General features: G+C 63.7%; 14 protein-coding genes. 5 read left to right on the forward strand and 9 right to left on the reverse strand.

Annotated features, from left to right (window positions below):
• Nucleotides 1-218 precede the first annotated feature (218 nt).
• The 7 genes from OIT41_RS03325 to OIT41_RS03355 all read right to left on the reverse strand — a co-directional run bounded on the left by OIT41_RS03325 (nucleotide 219) and on the right by OIT41_RS03355 (nucleotide 8,665).
• Nucleotides 219-1,775, reverse strand: coding sequence for a glycoside hydrolase family 32 protein (locus OIT41_RS03325; protein WP_241708011.1), 1,557 nt, complete (start codon nucleotides 1,773-1,775; stop codon nucleotides 219-221).
• Nucleotides 1,772-2,842 carry an ATP-binding cassette domain-containing protein gene (locus OIT41_RS03330; protein ID WP_241708012.1) on the reverse strand — a complete coding sequence of 357 codons (1,071 nt, stop codon included), beginning with the start codon at nucleotides 2,840-2,842 and terminating at the stop codon, nucleotides 1,772-1,774. The genes OIT41_RS03325 and OIT41_RS03330 overlap by 4 nt, the downstream gene beginning before the upstream one ends.
• On the reverse strand, nucleotides 2,839-3,801 hold the full coding sequence (locus OIT41_RS03335) for an ABC transporter ATP-binding protein (RefSeq protein ID WP_241708013.1): 963 nt from the start codon (nucleotides 3,799-3,801) through the stop codon (nucleotides 2,839-2,841). Before OIT41_RS03335 ends, OIT41_RS03330 begins: the two co-directional genes overlap by 4 nt.
• The gene (locus OIT41_RS03340; protein WP_241708014.1) at nucleotides 3,798-4,724 is read right to left on the reverse strand and encodes an ABC transporter permease; all 927 of its coding nucleotides are present in this window, start codon (nucleotides 4,722-4,724) and stop codon (nucleotides 3,798-3,800) included. The genes OIT41_RS03335 and OIT41_RS03340 overlap by 4 nt, the downstream gene beginning before the upstream one ends.
• A 10-nt stretch (nucleotides 4,725-4,734) precedes the next feature.
• Complete coding sequence (locus tag OIT41_RS03345) at nucleotides 4,735-5,712, reverse strand: ABC transporter permease (RefSeq protein ID WP_241708015.1); 978 nt, start codon at nucleotides 5,710-5,712, stop codon at nucleotides 4,735-4,737.
• 127 nt (nucleotides 5,713-5,839) lie between these two features.
• A complete protein-coding gene (locus OIT41_RS03350; protein WP_241708016.1) occupies nucleotides 5,840-7,516 on the reverse strand; it encodes an ABC transporter substrate-binding protein in 1,677 nt (558 codons plus the stop codon).
• Between the two features lie 78 nt (nucleotides 7,517-7,594).
• Nucleotides 7,595-8,665, reverse strand: coding sequence for a LacI family DNA-binding transcriptional regulator (locus OIT41_RS03355; protein ID WP_241708017.1), 1,071 nt, complete (start codon nucleotides 8,663-8,665; stop codon nucleotides 7,595-7,597).
• 377 nt (nucleotides 8,666-9,042) lie between these two features.
• On the opposite strand from OIT41_RS03355, the gene OIT41_RS03360 reads away from it, so the two are divergent.
• Complete coding sequence (locus tag OIT41_RS03360; protein WP_308196776.1) at nucleotides 9,043-11,649, forward strand: GH32 C-terminal domain-containing protein; 2,607 nt, start codon at nucleotides 9,043-9,045, stop codon at nucleotides 11,647-11,649.
• Nucleotides 11,650-12,192: 543 nt separating this feature from the next.
• Here OIT41_RS03360 and OIT41_RS03365 read toward each other — a convergent pair.
• Together OIT41_RS03365 and OIT41_RS03370 are read right to left on the reverse strand one after the other, a co-directional pair.
• Nucleotides 12,193-12,486 (reverse strand): putative quinol monooxygenase, encoded by a 294-nt coding sequence (locus tag OIT41_RS03365; protein ID WP_241708018.1) that lies wholly within the window; start codon nucleotides 12,484-12,486, stop codon nucleotides 12,193-12,195.
• A gap of 46 nt (nucleotides 12,487-12,532) precedes the next feature.
• Entirely contained in the window at nucleotides 12,533-13,531 is a 999-nt protein-coding gene (locus OIT41_RS03370; protein WP_241708019.1) for a LacI family DNA-binding transcriptional regulator, read from the reverse strand.
• Nucleotides 13,532-13,697: 166 nt separating this feature from the next.
• Between OIT41_RS03370 and OIT41_RS03375 the strand changes: the two genes are divergently transcribed.
• From OIT41_RS03375 to OIT41_RS03390, 4 genes are all read left to right on the forward strand, one after another.
• Nucleotides 13,698-14,813 (forward strand): substrate-binding domain-containing protein, encoded by a 1,116-nt coding sequence (locus OIT41_RS03375; protein WP_241708020.1) that lies wholly within the window; start codon nucleotides 13,698-13,700, stop codon nucleotides 14,811-14,813.
• Nucleotides 14,814-14,908: 95 nt separating this feature from the next.
• Nucleotides 14,909-15,955 carry an ABC transporter permease gene (locus tag OIT41_RS03380; RefSeq protein WP_234750546.1) on the forward strand — a complete coding sequence of 349 codons (1,047 nt, stop codon included), beginning with the start codon at nucleotides 14,909-14,911 and terminating at the stop codon, nucleotides 15,953-15,955.
• Entirely contained in the window at nucleotides 15,952-16,746 is a 795-nt protein-coding gene (locus OIT41_RS03385; protein WP_241708021.1) for an ATP-binding cassette domain-containing protein, read from the forward strand. Before OIT41_RS03380 ends, OIT41_RS03385 begins: the two co-directional genes overlap by 4 nt.
• Nucleotides 16,747-16,864: 118 nt before the next feature.
• Nucleotides 16,865-17,827 (forward strand): carbohydrate kinase family protein, encoded by a 963-nt coding sequence (locus tag OIT41_RS03390; protein ID WP_241708022.1) that lies wholly within the window; start codon nucleotides 16,865-16,867, stop codon nucleotides 17,825-17,827.
• The last annotated feature ends 337 nt before the right edge of the window (nucleotides 17,828-18,164 follow it).

Here is an 18,164-nt window from a genome sequence, read left to right on the forward strand (position 1 = left end):
TTCATTTCGTCTTCCTGAGGAAGGGTGGGTGCGGCCATCCAGCCGGCGAACGGTGCGGGGCGCTGTTCGGCGGCTGGACGGATGCTGGGGTTGGCAGTTGCTCTTGTATAGGTCGTACGTCTGCTTCGCGGCGGGATGCCCGCGGCCGTGAGCTGGATGTCTTAGGTGATTGAGCGATTTGGTGATGACTCCAAAGGCGGGAGAGGTCGGATCCTGAGTTAGGGGAAGAGGTTCCGAGCTTCTCCAAAGATCTCAGCCATGGTCCAGGCATCGAAGGAGAGCAGCCTCACGGTACCTTCGGCGGTCAGGCTCACGTGCTCGCCGGCCAGGGTCGGGTAAACGCGGGCGGTGAGCGGCTTGCCGTTGGCGAAAATTTCGACGGCGGACCGGTCCACCAGGACGCGCAGGTGCACCCGGCCGTCGGGCATCGGGAGTGGTCCGGCCTTGTCGTCGACATCAACGGTTGGATCGAGGCTGCTCTGAGTACGGTCGAGGCGGAGTGTGCCTTGGCTGCCGCCTTCAGTGGTCCGGCGCAGCTCGATCACTGTTTCCTCCTTGGAACTGCCGGAGACACCATTGTCAGCTGATCCCAGCAAGCCCAGCCGCAGCACGGCACCAGGCTCGAGCTGCAAATCCAGTTCGAGGTCCAGTTGGTTGCCGGACACCCCGGTCGGCACAGGTGCCCCGGGCACCAATTCCTGTACCGGCAGGCCGACGTGGTCCCGGCGCAGCTTCTCGATTTCAGGCACGGGCGCGAACACCAGGGATCCGTCGTCGGCCAGGGTGGTGACGCGCGGCAAACTCATGACGCCCGACCACCCGGCCTCGATCATCGCGGCATTGCTGCGGCCTTCCTGAAGCCAGCCAAACATGATGCGTCGGCCGGACTGATCCTGGAAGGACTGTGGCGCGTAGAAGAACCGTCCTCCGTAGTCGAGCCGATGCAGCCCGGTCGGCTCGAAGGTGTTTTCCGAATAGCGGCCGGTCCAGTACAGCGGGTGTCTGGTGTCGCCGTTGTCCCATGCGGAAAAGACCAGCACGTCGGGCGCGTCGCCAGAAGTAGGAACCGTACCCAACGAGCCCCCGCCTGCCCGGAACAGGTCAACGCATTCCCACATGGTCCCGGTCCAGTCGGTTTCGGCAGGATCGCCCTGGGAGGCGTCGCCGATGAACAGGGGCCCGACGTATTCCCAGGAGCGCAGGTCGCGGGACTCGTACAGGAACGCAGTTCCGCCGCGCCCACGGATGCCCGATCCCACCAACTGCCGCCAGATGGAACCCTCGCGCCAGACGCAGTGATCGCGATACGCCGTGATGTCCACGCCGGCCGGTGGAGCTGCGATGACCGGGTTCTGAGGAATTTTGCTCCAGCTCAGGAGGTCTGCGGATCCGACGGCAACGCAGGGCAACTCCTGCTCGCCCAGCCGTCCCGAGTACACCAACGTGGGTGTTCCGCCGTCGTTCACCAACACCCCCGACCAGCAGCCGTCGGCGTCCGGACCTGCGGAAGGTTCCAGTGCCACCGGCTGGTCCGTCCAGCGGACGAGGTCGGTGCTGGTGGCGTGGCCCCACTGGATGCGGTGGTGGAAGGCGCCTTCGGGGTTGTACTGGTAGAAGAGGTGATAGGTGCCGTTCCACTGGCTCACGCCGTTGGGGTCGTTCAGCCAACCGGCCGGGGACACGAAATGGAAGCGCGGCCGAAGGGGGTCCGCATCGGCGCGGGCAATCAGTTCGTCCTGGGGAACGGTGCCGAGTGGGTGCGTCGATTCAGTCATGCGGAGGCCTTGTTATCGGTAGGTTCAGTTGCCAGGGCGTGGCCGCCGGCTCCAGCCTGCGGGCGGTAGAGGTGGCAGCGCACCCAGTGGCGGTTTTCGGGGTCGCCCACACCGTGGCGAACGGGTTCCTCGGCCGAGCAGGCCTGGTTTGGGTCGCCGTCGAAAGCGCAGCTGGTCGAAGCCATCACAGCCTGCCGCAGCTCGGCCCGGCGGACGGGATCGTAGGAGCCCGCCCTGGCCGGATCCGGGACGGCTGAGACCAGCAGTTGCGTGTACGGGTGGGCCGCATTGGCCAGGAGGTCCAAGGACTCGCCCTCTTCAACGAGCTCACCGGCGAACATGACGGCCGTCCGATCCGCTAGGTATCGGGCCGAAGCGAGGTCGTGTGTGATGTAGAGCATGGAGATTCCCTGCTCATCGCGGAGTTTGCGCATCAGGTTCAGAACACCGATGCGGACCGAAACATCCAGCATGGAGGTGGGTTCGTCAGCGAGGATGACCTGTGGTTCCACGGCGAGGGCCCGGGCGATCGCGACTCGCTGGCGCTGCCCGCCGGAGAGCTCGTGCGGGTAGGAGTTCAGCATGTCGGCCTGCAGGCCTACGGTAGTCATAAGCTCCTCGAGTCGCTGCCGTGTCTCTGTCTCGGAGCTGCCGCCCTTCCGGTGGATCGCCAGCGACCTCCGCAGGAAATGCTCCACCCTGTGGGCAGGATTCAGCGAGCCGAAGGGATCCTGGAAGACCATCTGCAGTTGGGAGCGGAAGGCGCGCGATGCCTGGAAGCGGTCGCGCTTGAGGACGTCGACGCCGTCGATCAGGATCTCCCCGGCGCTCGGTCGTTCCAGCCGGGCAACGCAGCGGGCCAGGGTGCTCTTACCCGACCCGGACTCTCCCACGAGGGCCACGATTTCTCCGCGGCCAATGGCCAGGTCTACGCCGTGCAGGGCCCGGACGGACTCCCGGGAGAACAAACCACCTAGAGGGAAAGACTTTCCTAGTCCGCGGACCTCGAGGGCCGCAGCTTCTGTGTCGGCGGAGGGGCGCCGGGATGACAGCACAGCGTGGCTCATCGTGCGGCTCCTTCCATGATGGCGGTGTCAGCCGCTGAAGCGTCGGCACTGACAGGTGCCACGAAATGGCCGGGTGCTGCTTCGGTGAGGTCGGGGATGTTCCGGAACTTCACGCCGTCGGGCAGTCCGGTCAGCGGAACCCGCGGACCGGTGAGCGGTGGGAACGCACCCATGAGGGCCTGAGTGTAGGGGTGGCGGGGGTTGGCGTAGACGTCCTGGGCTTTCGCGGTCTCCACGATCCGGCCTCCGTACATCACGGCCATGCGGTGCGAGAGCTCCACCATGAGGGACATGTCGTGGGTGATGAAGAGGACGGAGAATCCCAGTTCGCGTTGGAGTTCCTTGATTTGGGCCATGATTTCCTGCTGGACCACCACGTCCAGGGCCGTGGTGGGTTCGTCGAGGATCAGCAGCGACGGCTTGAGCGCTACGGCCATCGCGATCACCGCACGCTGGCGCATGCCGCCCGAAAGCTGGTGCGGGTAGGACTTGAGTCGAGCGGGGTCGATCCTGACAAGTTCCAGCAGCTGGCCCGCGCGTCGGAGGGATTCCTTGCGGGAGTAGCCGGCGTGTGTGGTGAAGATGTCCACGATCTGCTCGCCGATGGTGAGCACAGGGTTGAGCGAGTTCATGGCCGATTGGAAGACCATAGCGACGTCCTGCCAGCGGAAGCCCCGCAGTTCCTCCGGGCTCATGGCCAGGACATCCTTGCCGCCGAAGGAGATGCTGCCGCCGGCGATCTTCGCGGGATCCTTCAGGAGGCGCATGATCGAGTTGGCGATGGTGGACTTTCCACAGCCGGACTCGCCCGCCAGCCCGAACACTTCACCGGTGCCGATGCTGAAGGAAACACGGTCGACGGCGGTGGTGGAGCGGGTGTCGCCGATGTACTTGACGCTGAGGTTCTTGACGTCCAGGACGGGCTCATGGGAGCCGAAGGAAACTTGTGAGACTGTCACTTGCCGGCGCTCCTTTCGGTATTCTTTGGGGTTTTGATCTTCCGTAGCCGCGGATTAGTGACTTCGTCCACGGCATAGTTGATGAGGGCCAGTGCGAACGCGACCAGCGCGATGCAGACACCCGAGGGAACGAAGACCCACCAGCTGCCGGTCAGGAGGGCGCCCTCGTTGCCGGCCCAGAAGAGGTTGTTGCCCCAGGAAACGGTGCTCACGTCGCCCAGGCCAAGGAACTCCAGGCCTGCTTGGGCGCCGATGCCGTAGATCACGCAGCCGAGCAGGGTTCCCATGACGATCGAGGCCATGTTCGGGAGGATTTCCCGGAACATGATCCGGCCCGCCCGTTCGCCGGACACCACGGCCGCGGCCACGAAGTCCTTTGAGCGGATGGACAACGCCTGGGAGCGCAGTACACGTGCCGAACCAGCCCAGCCGGTGACCACGAGGACCAGGATCACGGTTCCCAAACCCGGCGGCAGGAACGCGGCCAGGATGACAAGGAGCGGGAGTCCGGGCAGGAGCAGGAAGACGTTGGTCACCAGGGACAGTGCTTCGTCAATGAACTTGCCGAAGTACGCCGACGCCAGGCCCACCAAAATGCCGATGAAGGTGGATGCGAAGCCCACAGTCAACCCGACGAACAGGGAACTGCGGGAGCCATGGACAGTCAGGGCAAGCACATCCTGACCTTTGGCCGTGGTGCCGAGCCAGTGCTCGGGAGACGGTTCCAGCGAGGCCATCGCGGTGATCCGCGATGGGTCTCCGGGGAACAGCACGGGGGCCAGCAACGCGAGCGCGATGAACACGAGCATCACGATCATGCCCACCAGGGCCTTCTTGTTGGTGATAAGTCCGTGGACGAAACTGCGGTTGGGCTTGCGGGCAGCTGTGGGCTCAGTGGGCTGCTTGAGAATTGCGGTTGTCATGATGGGTCCCTCAGTTGCTGCGCACACGCGGGTCGAGGCGGACGTAGAGGATGTCCACCAGGAAGTTCGCCAGCAGCACAGCGGCGGTGATGGTCAGGAACAGGCCCTGCATAAGCGGGTAGTCGAGGCCTTGGACGGCGTTGAGGAGTTGGTAGCCGACGCCCGGATACGCGAACACCACCTCGGTGAGCATTGCACCACCCACCACGAAGCCCAGGCTCATGCCGAAGCTCGTGACCGACGGGAGCATCGCGTTGCGGGCGGCGTAGCGGAGCATGATGCGGCCCGGCCGGAGACCCTTGGCCTCGGCCATGGTGATGTAGTCCTCGGCGTTCGTGGCGATCATGGTGTTCCGCATGCCCAGCATCCAGCCGCCGATGGACACCAGGACGATCGTCAGCGCCGGGAGCACAAGGTGCGCGCCGACGTCGCCGATGAACTCCCAGGTGAAGGCGGGCTCCAGTCCATCCGTGAAGGCGTGGCGGATCGGGAACCAGCCCAGCACTACGCCGAACAGGTACAGGGCTCCCATGGCCAGCCAGAAGTACGGGAAGGATCCAATGAAGATCAGGAGCGGTGGCAGGGCGGAGTCGATCGCGCCGCCGCGTCGCCAGGCGGCCAGGATGCCGAGGAGATTGCCGATGATGGCGGCGAACACCAGGGCGGTTCCGCCCAGCAAAAGGGTCCAGCCGATCTGGCTGGCGATGACCTCGGTGACCGGGGTGGGGAAGCGCGAGATGGAGACACCCATCTGGCCGGTCAGGATGTTGTGCATGTAGTCGACGTACTGTTCCCAGAGCGGCCGCGTATCCACGCCGAGCATCTTGCGCAGGGCTTCGATCTGTTCGGGCTGCATCTTGCCCTGGGTACGGGCGAACATGCGTGAGACGGGGTCTCCCGGCATGAAGCGCGGGAGCAGGAAGTTCAGGGTGATGGAGGCCCAGAAGGCGATCAGGTAGAAACCCAGGCGGCGCAGGATGAAGCGCACGGTTGCTCCGTTCGGGAAAGGCGGGGTCCGGGACGACAGTGGTCCCGGGCGGGAAAGATGAGAAGGTTCTCGGCCGGTGGGAACCGGAATATGGCAACGGCAGCCACCGGCCGGGAACTGGTGCCGGCTACTTGCGTGGTTCCAGAGTGGTCAGGACCAGGACCGTGGTGGGGGAGCGGTCGGAGAGCGTTGCGTAGGGGTTGTCTTGAGTGGGCCATCCCGTGAAGTGAACGTCCGTGTAGTCGCCCCATTCGGGGCCGGAGAACAGTGGAACCGTCGGGGCCACCGCGTTGTATTCCGCCTGAAGCTGGCTCGCGATCTGCTTCTGTGCGGCTTCGTCGCCGGCAGCAGCGAACTGCTGCAGGAGATCATCGGCCTTTGGATCGCCGAAACGGTGGTAGTTCTCGGTGGCCTTGGCGCCCACCGGCTTGACGGTGGAGGTGCCCATGGTGGAGCTGAAGTACTTGAACGGGCTGGGGTCGTTCGCGCTCCAGACGATGCCGGTGTCGAACGTTCCCTGCTCGTAGCTGGAGACGACGGAGGCCCAGTCAGGGGAGTCAACCTTGGCGGTCACGCCGATGGCCTGGAGGTTCTGGGAGATCACGTTTGCTACGGAGAGCCAGTCGGAGGAGCTGGCGCCCACGGAGATCTTGAACTCGAAGGGCTTGCCGTCCTTGAGGGTGCGTTTGCCGTCCGCGCCCTTGGGGTAACCGGCTGCGTCGAGCATCTTGTTCGCTTCGTCGACGTTCAGCTTGGTCCAGGTGCAGTTGTTCGCCACATCGGCGTTCTTCCAGCTCGCGTAGTTGCCGGAGAGGCCTGTGCAGTCGGCCGGGGTGGCGTATCCGCTCATGCCGATCTTGGTGACCTGGTCACGGTCAACCGCCATGCTCAGGGCCTTGCGCACTGTCGCGTCGTTGAACGGCGCTTTGCTGGTGTTCAACTGCCAGTTGATCATGGCGCCCGTGGGCGGGAACCAGAAGTGGCGGTGGTCCTTGTCCTTTGCGATGAAGGTCTTCTCGATGTTCGGGATGAACTGGGTGGACCAGTCCACATCGCCGTTGACGCTGGCCAGGTTGGCGGCATCGTTTCCGGACATTGCCAGCATTTTGATGCCGGCGATCTTCTGCTTGTCAGGCTGCCAGTAGTTCGGGTTCTTCTTCAGCACGAAGGACTGGGACTGGAAGCTGTCCACCTGGGTGTAGGGGCCGGTTCCTACGGGGTTGGCGTTGGTGTCCTTCGCGGGATCGGCGATGGATGACCAGATGTGCTTGGGGATGATGGGGAGCTGCCCGATCTCATAGAGCGCGGGGGACCAGGGCTTGTTGAAGGTGAATGTCACCTTGTCGGTGCCCGACGGAGTGACGGAATCCAGGTACTCGAAGCCGCCCTTGAGCTTCTTCTGCAGCTGGAAGGTGTAGGCCACGTCATCGGCGACGAAAGGCTGCCCGTCGGACCACTTCACGCCCTCACGCAGGGTGAAGGTGACGGATTTGCCGTCCTTGGCAGCGTCCCAGGAGGCGCCCAGCCAGGGGACCGTGTTGCCTTTGGCCGGGTTGAAGACCATCAGGGGTTCGTAGATGGCCTGCTGGACCATGGGGTTCACAGTGGGGGCGAAGGGGTTGAAGTTACGGTCGAAGGTGCTCATGTCCTCACGCGGGATGGTCAGGAAGGCGTTCGCGTTGGCTCCGGCGTCGGTGCCGGCGGACTTGTTGACGGTGGCAGCGCAGCCAGTCAGCAGCATTGCACCCACAGCCAGTCCGGCCGCTGCAATGCGGGCAGACCTCAAGAATCGGGGTTGTGTCATGATGGGTATCTCTTTCCTATCTTCATCAGCAAGGTGAAGTGGTGGGTAAGGGTTTGCTCTTCGACATTGATTTCACGGTCAGACCGAAGAGCGTTCTAGCAGCGGACAGTCGACCAATTGCTGGTCGGCAGTGATCGGCTGTCCTGCTGTGAGAGCTGCGAGCGTCTGGACTCCCAGAGCGCCCATTTTTTCGAACGGCAACGCAACCGTGGTCAACTTTGGCCTGAGGTAGGCCGCAATCAGTTCCTGGTTGTCGAAGCCGATCACGGCGATGTCGCCGGGGATGGTCAGTCCCCGTTCCTTGATGGCGTCATAAGCGCCCATCGCCATGCGGTCATTGAGGCAGAACAGTGCGGTCGGCCTGTCCTGCTGGGGGTAACGATCCAGGATTTGGCACGCCGCCTCATAGCCTCCATCCGCCGTCGCATGCCCGGACACCACCAGCTCCGGATCCAGTTCCAGCCCGGCGCCCGCGAGTGCTTCTCGTGCACCCTCCAAACGCCCGATGGCCGCGGGAATGTGCGGGTCCAGATTGATGACTCCGATCCTGCTGTGGCCGGCCCGGAGCAAACGATCGACGGCAACCCTGCCGCCCGCGCGCTCGTCCGGGACGATCGAGGGCAGCTTCCCGTCCGCGTCGAAACAATTGATCAGGACGGTGGGAACCTCGTGGGCGCTTTCCGGAACGTGCACGCCGCGGTGGTATGTTGCCGCGTACAAAAGTCCTTCTACTCGTTGTTCCAGCAGCTTTTCCGTTGCTGCATCTTCCAGCCCTTGGTTGGGTCCCACGGCATCGGCCTGGTCGGAAGGCGCGATGAGCAGGAACCGGTGGTCAAGCCAGGCTTGATCCTGGGCGCCCTTGATGATGTCCACCGCAAACGGGGCCGTCACGATCTCGGTGACGAGTCCGTACCAATCACTGCGCTGGGAAGCCAGTGCGCGCGCTCCGGCATTCGGGCGGTAACCCAATGCCTGAACGGCGTCGTTGATGCGGATGCGTGTTTCCTCAGAAATGCTGGCGTTTTCTCGGTTGCTCAGCACGAACGAGACCGCCGTCCGGGAGACACCGGCGTGCCGAGCGACATCACTCATGGTGACACCCCGCTGCCGCACAGCGGCGGCTTTCTGGTGGGTGGTGGTTTTCGCCATTGAATGCTCCGGTGTCTTCGTTGATCCTGCGCGCAGTACCAAGGGTTCGGTCTGAGGTCGTATCGCAATCGTTGGCAAGTAACGCGGGTTACCTTCAACGGTGTGATTGAGGTTACACGCGTTACCTCGTGGCTGTCAACGGCTTCCACCGGCATGCGGACAGTTGGTTCACGACCACTTGAGCCAGGCCGGGCGTCGGAGGATTTGACTGTTGACTTGTCCGGTGGACAAGCCGTAGGTTCCCTTTTTGACAACGTTGTCTTCGTTCGGTGGATCTGACGCAAGTGCAGCATTTGAGTCGATCAAGGCCCCCACACAACCAGCCGAGCGACAACCGGCATTACCTGCCTGTCACTGTCGACACGAAAGGTGAATACGTGCGCCGCACACATTCCGGTCCCGGTCTGACACCCGGACCAATATCAAAAAAACGTCTCAACGCCCTGATCCTCGCCGCCGCCATGGCCGCTGGCAGCGCCCTTCCGCTGTCCGGCCCGGCTCTGGCCGCGGACACCTCCGGGGCGGCCTCGACGGCTTCCGGCGCGGTCGGAACTTCCTCGCCCTACTCCGAGACATACCGGCCCCAGTTCCACTTCAGCCCGGCAACGAACTGGATGAACGACCCGAACGGCCTGGTCTACTACCAAGGCGAATACCACATGTTCTTCCAGTACAACCCCTCGGGGGACACCTGGGGCAATATGTCCTGGGGCCACGCCGTCAGCACGGACCTGGTGCACTGGACGCAGCTCCCGCTCGCCATTCCGCAGGACGACAAAAACATGATCTTCTCGGGCAGTGCTGTCATCGATAAAGACAACACGACGGGCTTTGGCCGGCCGGGCAACCCCGCCATGGTGGCAATCTACACCGCCGCCGACAAGGCTACCGGGAAGCAGTCCCAAGCACTCGCCTACAGCACGGACAAAGGCCGGACCTTCACCAAATATTCCGGGAACCCAGTGCTGGACATCGGGTCAAACAACTTCAGGGACCCGAAAGTCTTCTGGTACGAGGCCGGACACGAGTGGCTGATGTCGGCCGCGTTGTCCGACCAGCACAAGGTGTCTTTCTACAGTTCTCCTGACCTGAAAACGTGGAAGCATCTGAGTGATTTCGGTCCTGCAGGTGCCACGGGCGGTGCCTGGGAATGTCCTGACCTGTTCCCCCTGCCGGATCCCGCCAACCCCGGCAAACAGAAGTGGGTACTGACGGTCAACCTCAACCCGGGCGGGATCGCAGGAGGTTCGGGCGTCCAATATTTCACCGGAAGCTTCGACGGCACCAAGTTCACCTCGGATGACAAACCCTACGTCCCCCCGGCCGGGACATCTCTGGGAAACTTCGATAACGGTACTTACGATGGCTGGCAAACCACCGGGACCGCCTTCGGCACTGCCCCGGCCACAGGAAGCCTGCCGGGCCAGTCCAGCGTTACAGGCTTTGAAGGAACCGGCTTCGCCAACAGCTTCAACGGCGGGGACGGCCCCACCGGCACACTCAGTTCCCAGACCTTCACCGTCAACAAATCCCACCTGAACTTCCTCGTCGGCGGCGGCAACCACCCCTACGCCGCCGACACCGTCCCGTTCGGCACCCTGCCGGCCGGTCAGGTGTTCAACGACTTCTCCGGGACCACCTACGGTGCCGGCTGGACCGCCACCGGTTCCTTCGCCAGCTCCGGGCCCTCGACAGAGAGCCTGCCCAACCAGCTCGGCCCCAAGGTGCTGGACACCTATGCGCCCGCCGGAGATCCCGGCACGGGCACCATCACCTCGCCGACCTTCACGGTCAACAGCCCGTACATCGACCTGCAAGTCGCTGGCGGGAACCACCCCTGGGGCCAGGCGAACGCGACCGCGGTCAACCTGATCATCGGCGGACAGGTCGTCGCGACCACCACCGGCCCCAACAGCCCTGACCTGACGTGGACTAACTGGGACGTGAGCAAGTACCAAGGCCAGCAGGCGCAGATCCAGGTCGTGGACCAGAACGACGGGTCCACCGGCGGATGGGGCCACCTCATGGTGGGCGACATCGTCTTCGCCAACGCCCCGGCCAAGTCCTGGGACACGCAGACCTCCGTTAATCTCGTCGTCGACGGCAAGGTGGTGCGCTCCGCCACGGGCGCAAACAGCGAGAACCTGGACTGGGCGTCGTGGGACCTGAGCGACCTGATCGGCAAGCAGGCGCAGATCCAGGTCGTCGACCACAACACCGGCGGCTGGGGACACATCCTGGCCGACGACTTCACCCTCTCAGACACAGCGGCACAATCCGCAGTCCAACGCGCTCACTGGGTCGACTACGGCAAGGACAACTACGCCGGTGTCACCTTCAATGACGCCCCTGGCGGCAAGCGGATCATGATCGGCTGGATGAACAACTGGGACTATGGAGGATCCATTCCCACCTCACCATGGCGCAGCGCCATGACCGTCCCGCGGGAGCTGTCCCTCCAAACCGTCGACGGCGAACCCCGCCTGATGCAGACACCGGTCAAGCAGCTCAACCAGCTCACTACGGGGCCGTCCGTCCACAAGGAGAACATGTCCGTCCCTGCCGGAAGCATCGTCCTGCCGGCCACAGGGAAGGCGCTCGACATCTCGGCGTCCTTCACTGCCGGTACTGCAAGCTCCTACGGACTGAAAGTCCGCACCGGGTCCGGCCAGGAAACACTCATCGGCTATGACAACAAATCCGGACAGGTCTACATCGACCGGACCAAGTCCGGCGCCGTGGGATTCAACCCCAGCTTCCCCGGAGGTCAGACCGCGCCGCTCACGACAAGCGGAGGAACAGTCAAACTCCGGATCCTGGTTGACTGGTCCTCGGTCGAAGTCTTCGCCGACGACGGGAAAATCGTCCTGACAGACCAGATCTTCCCGGACCCATCCAGCCAAGGCATCGAAGCTTTCGCCAACGGAGGAAACGCTGTTCTTACTTCTCTGGACGTCAAGCAGATGAAGTCGGCCTGGCAATAACCGGAAGCCCCATCGCATTGATCAGACCGCGGCGCCCGCAACTTCACCGTTGCGGGCGCCGCACCCAGCGGCCCTTGCATCATGCACGTACCGGGGCAATCATGCCGGGTCAGGAGAGCAGCCAGCAGACCTCATCCTGCAACCGGAGCGGGCTACGAAAATGCGCCGGAGCGGCGCCGCATCAGGAAACAGGCGTCCACGAGTCCTCCTGAGGAGGATGGGACACGACGAATGGCACTTCCAGCCAGTGCCCATCGCTTCCATGACGGAGGGGGTCGTCTGCCCGGTGGTGCCAGATTTCCAGGCGCATCATCCACTCTTGAGTATGCTTCTGCACCCGCCCCATGGTGTCCTTTGCTGGAGCGTGGCCGGGCATAGAGATGGACGGATCCCTTGTGGTGCTGCCTGTGCTTCCTGGCTTCAGTTGAATTGCGTATTAAATGCGCAATGGTCGTTGCTGCTCCCGAAGTAGTCCGGGAGCAGCAACGACCGCTGGGGTGCAGGCGCTTTTCAGCCCTGCGCACTTTTCTGCCTTGGCGGGCCCTAAATCAGTGGGTGGAGCCAGGTCAGGACGGAGCCGTCTTCTTCGATGTGCTCGGCGAGTTCGGCGTTGAATTTCCGGCCGTATTCCGCTCCGATGTGTTCCTCGAATGCCGCTTGGTCGCGGTAGACCTCGAACACGAAGTATTCCCGCGGGTTGGTTTCGCGGGTGTAGGGCAGGAACATGACGTTCCCGGGTTCCCGGCGGACGTGAGCGGTGAGCTCGGCCATCATTTCGGCCACCCTCGCTTCGCTGCCCTGTCTGACGGTGAATTCCGCGTACAGTGTTTTGGTCATGTCCGGTCCTTACTTGGTGGGTTCGGATGTCTTGCAGAGTTGGTTGTTAGTTCAGTGGCGGGAGCTCGCCTGATCCCCTAGGGATCAGTTCTGACGGGACGATGTAGGTTTTCGGGGCGCCGTCGTCTCCGTCGATTCTGGCGAGGATCCGTTCGGCGGCGAGTTTGCCGATGCGCTCGGGGTGCTGGGCGATCACGGTGATCCCCGGTTCCATCATGTCGGCCAGGGTGAAGTCGTCAAATCCGATCAAGGCAACTTTGTGATGCAACCCAAGGGATCTCAGCGCGCGCATGGCACCGAAGGTGATCAGGTTCTGGCTGGAGAAGATCGCGGTGGGAGGGTTCTCCGAGGTGAGCAACTCGATCGCCGCCCGGAGGGCGGTCTCCTCGTCGTGGAGTCCGTTGCGCACCGGGATGGTCGAGGTCGCAATTCCTGCCCTGCCGATTTCCTCCAGGAACCCCGTGCGGCGTTTCGTTGCCGTCTGGATGTCTGTCCGGTCGCCGAGGTAGGCGAGTCTGGTGTGGCCGTGGCGGATGAGGTGCGCGGCCGCCTTTGAGGCGCCCGTCTCATTGTCCGTGACCACCGCGTCGGCTTCGATGCCTACCGGCTCGCGGTCGATGAACACCATGGGCAGGTTCCGTGAGTGCTCCGGGATGACGTAGGCCTGGCTTCTGGCGATCGGGGTCAGGACAAGTCCGTCGACCCGGCGCCCCAGGAAAGCGGAAATCAGCTTTTTCTCCCGCTCCGGATCGTCATCCAGGCTTGAGGCGAAAACCGCAATCCCGCGCTCGGTCAGTGCGTCTTCCAGTGCCCTGTGGATCTCGCCGCTGAAGGGGTTGGAAACACTGGGCAGCAATAACCCGATGGATTGGGTCTTGCGTCCGGACCGTTTCAGGCTGCCCGCCGTCATGTCAAGGTGATACTGCAGCTGTTCCGTGGCCCTGAGCACCCGCTGGCGTGTTTCCTCCGAAACGCCTGGTTCGTTGTTCACGACTCTTGAGACCGTCTTGATCCCGACTCCCGCGAGATCCGCGACGTTTTTCATCGTCGGAGGCCTCCGCCCGGAAACGGATTGGTAACGATTAGACACCGTTGTCAACGAACTGCTCCTCATCATCGATTAACACTTGACTCCCCAGTGTGAGCTTGGTTACATGATACATGACATCGTTGTCTGGCGCCGGAAAGGCGCCACAAACACAGGAGTTTCAATGTTGAGTTCCAAAGCCCCGAGGCCGGCCGCGACCCGCCTTCTTGCCGCCGGCGCAGTCCTGACCCTCGGCGCACTTAGCTTGACCGCCTGCGGAGGCAGTTCCTCTAGCTCTTCCTCCAGCGGAGGTGCCGCAGGAAAGATCGGCGTTTCGCTGATCGTGAAGACCACCTCCAACCCGTACTTCGTGGCGATGGAGGACGGCGCGAAGAAGGCAGCCGAAGGCGGCAATATTGACCTGAAGCTCGCTGCAGGCAAGTCCGACGGCGACGAGGACACTCAGATCCAGGCCATCGAGAACGCCATCTCGAGCGGTGACAAGGGCATCCTGATCACCCCGAACGGCCCGGCCGTCGTCGACGCGATCAAGAAGGCCCGCGACGCGGGGTTGTACGTGATCGCCCTGGACACCCCGCCGGACCCGGCAAGTGCCGTGGACATCACCTTCGCTACCGACAACTTCGCGGCCGGCAAGCAGATCGGCCAGTGGACCGCGGCGCAGCTGGACGGCAAGAAGGCCACCATTGCGCTGGTGGACCTGTTCAGCGACAAGGTCGTCTCGGTTGACTACAACCGCGACCAGGGGTTCCTGACCGGCCTGGGCATCGACACCGCCGACAAGACGAAAAACGGTGACGAGGCCAAGACCGGCAAGTACACCGGCGGCAAGGGCGGGGACTACGAGATCGTCGGCAACCAGGCCTCCCAGGGCGCCGAAGACGGCGGCCGCACGGCAATGGAAACCCTGCTGTCCAAGAACCCGAACATCAACGTCGTCTACACGATCAACGAACCTGCCGCGGCAGGCGCCTACGAGGCCCTGAAGGCCGCGGGCAAGGACAAGGGCGTGCTGGTCGTCTCCATCGACGGCGGCTGCACCGGCGTGAACAACGTCAAGTCCGGCATCATCGGTGCCACTGCCCAGCAGTACCCGGTGAAGATGGCCCAGCTGGGCGTCCAGGCCATCCAGGACCTGGCCACATCAGGCAAGAAGCCCACGGTCTCAGCGGGCCTGGACTTCTTCAACACCGGCTCCGCACTCGTCACGGACAAGGCAGTTTCCGGACTGCAGAGCATCGACACGACGGCTGCTTCCCAGATCTGCTGGGGCAAGTAACGCCTCTCTCTGCGGGGGGCGCGCTAAAAGCGCCTCCCCGCAGAATACCCAGCACGACAACAGTTATAGAACATTGAAGTTCAGGAGCAATTCAAGTGACCCAGCAACAGACCGCCGGCCCGCCGAGCGCCGGTCATGCTGACCTGGCCGAGGAATTCCTCGACCGCCAGACCCCTCTCAGCAGAATCCGCAACATTCTCCACCGCTACCCGGCCCTCAGCCCCGCCATTGTCCTGCTGATCGCGGTGGTGGTCTTCGGGATCCTCAATGAGCGCTTCCTGCGGGTGGAGAACCTGTCTCTCATCACGCAGCAGGTCGCGGTGGTGGGCACCCTGGCGATCGCCCAGACCCTGATCATCCTGACGGCCGGCATCGACCTCTCGGTCGGGGCGGTCATGATCCTGTCCTCAATGGTGATCGCCCAGCTCGCAGTCAGCAACGGCATCCCCGGGCCGCTCGCCCTCATTGCAGGTCTCGCCGTCGGTCTGGCGGCCGGGGCACTCAACGGCTTCCTGGTGACCAGATTCCGGCTCCCGCCGTTCATCGTCACCCTCGGAACGCTGAACATTTTCGTCGCTTTGACGCTGCTCTACTCCGGCGGCAGCACGGTCCGCGGATCCGCGATGCCGCCGGTGCTCACATGGCTGGGAAGCACGTTCCCGATCGGACCCGTACGCATCTCCACCGGCGTCGTCATGATGATCCTGCTCTACGTCGTGGTCGCTTTCATCCTGGGCAAGACCGCCTGGGGACGGCACGTCTACGCCGTGGGCGATGACAAGGAAGCCGCCCGGTTGGCCGGCATTCCTGTGAGCCGCGTTCTGATGAGCGTCTACCTTGCCGCCGGGGCGGTGCTGGCAGTCGGTGCCTGGATCCAGATAGGCCGGACGAACGCCGCCAGCCCGAACGCCGGGGTCGACCTGAACCTGGACTCCATCACCGCCGTCGTGATCGGCGGAACCAGCCTCTTCGGCGGCCGCGGCTCCATCTGGGGTTCCCTGCTTGGCGCATTGATCGTCGGCATCTTCCGCAACGGTCTCTCACTCGCAGGCCTGGACGTCCTCTACCAGACTCTCGCCGTCGGGATCCTGATCATCGTTGCCGTGTCTATCGACCAGTGGATCCGAAAGGTCAAGTCATGACCACGACAGAATTTGCAGCCTCCCACACCAACACCCGCGAACCCATCCTCAAGGCCAGGAACCTCGTCAAGACCTTCGGCCGCGTCGTCGGCCTCGACGGCGTGAGCCTGGACCTGTACCCGGGCGAGGTACTGGCCGTCATCGGCGATAACGGCGCCGGCAAGTCCACGCTCATCAAGTGCCTCACCGGCGCCGAAGTCCCCGACGCCGGGGAGCTCTACGTATCGGGACAGCAGGTCCACTTCAAACGACCGCAGGACGCGCGGGTCCACGGCATCGAAACGGTCTACCAGAACCTGGCCGTCTCCCCGGCCCTCGATGTCGCCTCGAACCTGTTCCTCGGCCGTGAAGAACGACTCCCGGGCCTCCTGGGGAGCGTGTTCCGGATGCTCGACACCAAAGGCATGCGCAGGAAGGCGAAGGAAGAGCTGACCCGGCTGGGCATCTCCACCCTGCAGGATGTCACAGTTCCGGTCGAGAACCTTTCCGGCGGCCAGCGCCAGGCCGTCGCCGTGGCACGCGCGGCGGCTTTCGGGTCCAAGGTGGTCGTTCTGGACGAGCCGACGGCGGCCCTGGGCGTGCGCGAATCGAACCAGGTCCTCCAACTGGTCCGCGACCTGCGCGACCGCGGCCTGCCGGTCATCCTGATCAGCCACAACATGCCGCACGTGTTCGATGTGGCCGACCGGATCCACATCCAGCGCCTGGGCAAGTGCGCGGCCACCATCACCCCGCAGTCCCACAGCATGACCGACGCCGTCGCAATCATGACAGGAGCCGCAAAGGCCTGACGGGCCCACCGGCACCTCCCGCTCCACCGGAGCCCCTTCTCCGTCCGCGGACCTGCCAACAGGTCCGCGGACGGATCCATACCGGGCTCCCACCAGTCAACCCGAAGAAAGAACCCCGATGCACAAACCCCAACCGGACGGCTCCAACCACGAGCTGATAGACGCTGTTGTCATCGGCGAAGCCCTGATCGACATCGTCAACGGCCCCGAAGGATCCATCAGTTATCCGGGCGGGTCCCCGGCCAACGTCGCCTATGGCCTCGGGCGGCTCGGCATCCGGACCGGGCTGCTCACGGCAATCGGCGACGACGAGCACGGCACCGCCATCACCAACCACCTCCACAGCGCAGGCGTCGAGCTTCTTCCCGGATCCGCTTCCCTTGAACGGACGGCAACCGCCACCGCGACATTGGCTGCCGACGGCTCAGCCAGCTACGAGTTCGACATCGCCTGGCAGCTGGCACCTGTGGCGCCGGCCATGATCCCGAAAATTCTGCACACGGGCTCGATCGCTACGTTCCTGGCCCCGGGAGCCGGCACCGTCCGCACTCTTCTCGAGCAGTGCCACCAGTCCTGCCTGGTCACTTACGACCCCAATATCCGCCCTGCTCTCCTTGGCAGCCACACCGAGGCAACGACGATCTTCGAGGACCTGCTTCCGCTCACGGACGTCGTCAAACTCAGCGACGAAGATGCACACTGGCTCTACCCCGGATGGTCCCCGGACGACGTCGCCTCCCACTTGCTGCAACATGGCGCGCGCCTGGCCGTCATCACCAAGGGCGCCGACGGTGCCCTTGTCGCCACACCCGGCGGCCGCTTCAGCATCCCGTCCGTGAAAACCGACGTTGCCGACACCATCGGCGCCGGCGACTCCTACATGTCCGCACTCATCTTCGGACTGCTGACCCGGGGCGACGAAGCGTTTACGCCGCCCGGGCTCGAAGCCATTGGGCAGACCGCGTCGATGGCCGCCGCAATCACAGTGAGCCGCCCGGGCGCCAACCCGCCGACCGCCGAAGAGTTGCAGACGCGTCTGGCAGGCCCTCGGCGACGTCGGCACGCCGTCGCCTATTCTTAACCATCCACCGCCCGATCTTCGGCTGTCAGTTCGACGCACCGCCGTCCACTTGTGTGTGCGCTCATTCAGGCCAAGAAGCGAGATCTTCAACGACGCTAATGCTCTTCATGTTCCTGCACTGCGACGGAAGCCCCAGCTGAGAGTCCCGGGCATTGGCCAAGGTTCAGCTCGTAAAGGTGACGCTCTCAAAGTCGGCGCTCCGTCAGATCCTTTGCGGCAATCCCAGCGAGAGCTTCTGTGAAACGCAAGAGCCCGGCATGGTCGTCGCTGATGAAGCTGATATCCAGTAGGCCCCGAGCCGGTTCCATCTTTCCCGTCGAGCGAGGCGGCAGTTCGG

Origin of the sequence: Arthrobacter sp. YA7-1, assembly GCF_025960325.1 — a bacterium.
Taxonomy (GTDB): Bacteria; Actinomycetota; Actinomycetes; order Actinomycetales; family Micrococcaceae; genus Arthrobacter; species Arthrobacter bambusae_A.

What these genes read in the sequence shown, in the direction of transcription:
- OIT41_RS03325 (WP_241708011.1), bottom strand. Translation starts at nt 1,775, where the DNA reads ATGACTGAATCGACGCACCCACTCGGCACCGTTCCCCAGGACGAACTG.
- OIT41_RS03330 (WP_241708012.1), bottom strand. Translation starts at nt 2,842, where the DNA reads ATGAGCCACGCTGTGCTGTCATCCCGGCGCCCCTCCGCCGACACAGAA.
- OIT41_RS03340 (WP_241708014.1), bottom strand. Translation starts at nt 4,724, where the DNA reads ATGACAACCGCAATTCTCAAGCAGCCCACTGAGCCCACAGCTGCCCGC.
- OIT41_RS03350 (WP_241708016.1), bottom strand. Translation starts at nt 7,516, where the DNA reads ATGACACAACCCCGATTCTTGAGGTCTGCCCGCATTGCAGCGGCCGGA.
- OIT41_RS03355 (WP_241708017.1), bottom strand. Translation starts at nt 8,665, where the DNA reads ATGGCGAAAACCACCACCCACCAGAAAGCCGCCGCTGTGCGGCAGCGG.
- OIT41_RS03365 (WP_241708018.1), bottom strand. Translation starts at nt 12,486, where the DNA reads ATGACCAAAACACTGTACGCGGAATTCACCGTCAGACAGGGCAGCGAA.
- OIT41_RS03370 (WP_241708019.1), bottom strand. Translation starts at nt 13,531, where the DNA reads ATGAAAAACGTCGCGGATCTCGCGGGAGTCGGGATCAAGACGGTCTCA.
- OIT41_RS03375 (WP_241708020.1), top strand. Translation starts at nt 13,698, where the DNA reads ATGTTGAGTTCCAAAGCCCCGAGGCCGGCCGCGACCCGCCTTCTTGCC.
- OIT41_RS03385 (WP_241708021.1), top strand. Translation starts at nt 15,952, where the DNA reads ATGACCACGACAGAATTTGCAGCCTCCCACACCAACACCCGCGAACCC.
- OIT41_RS03390 (WP_241708022.1), top strand. Translation starts at nt 16,865, where the DNA reads ATGCACAAACCCCAACCGGACGGCTCCAACCACGAGCTGATAGACGCT.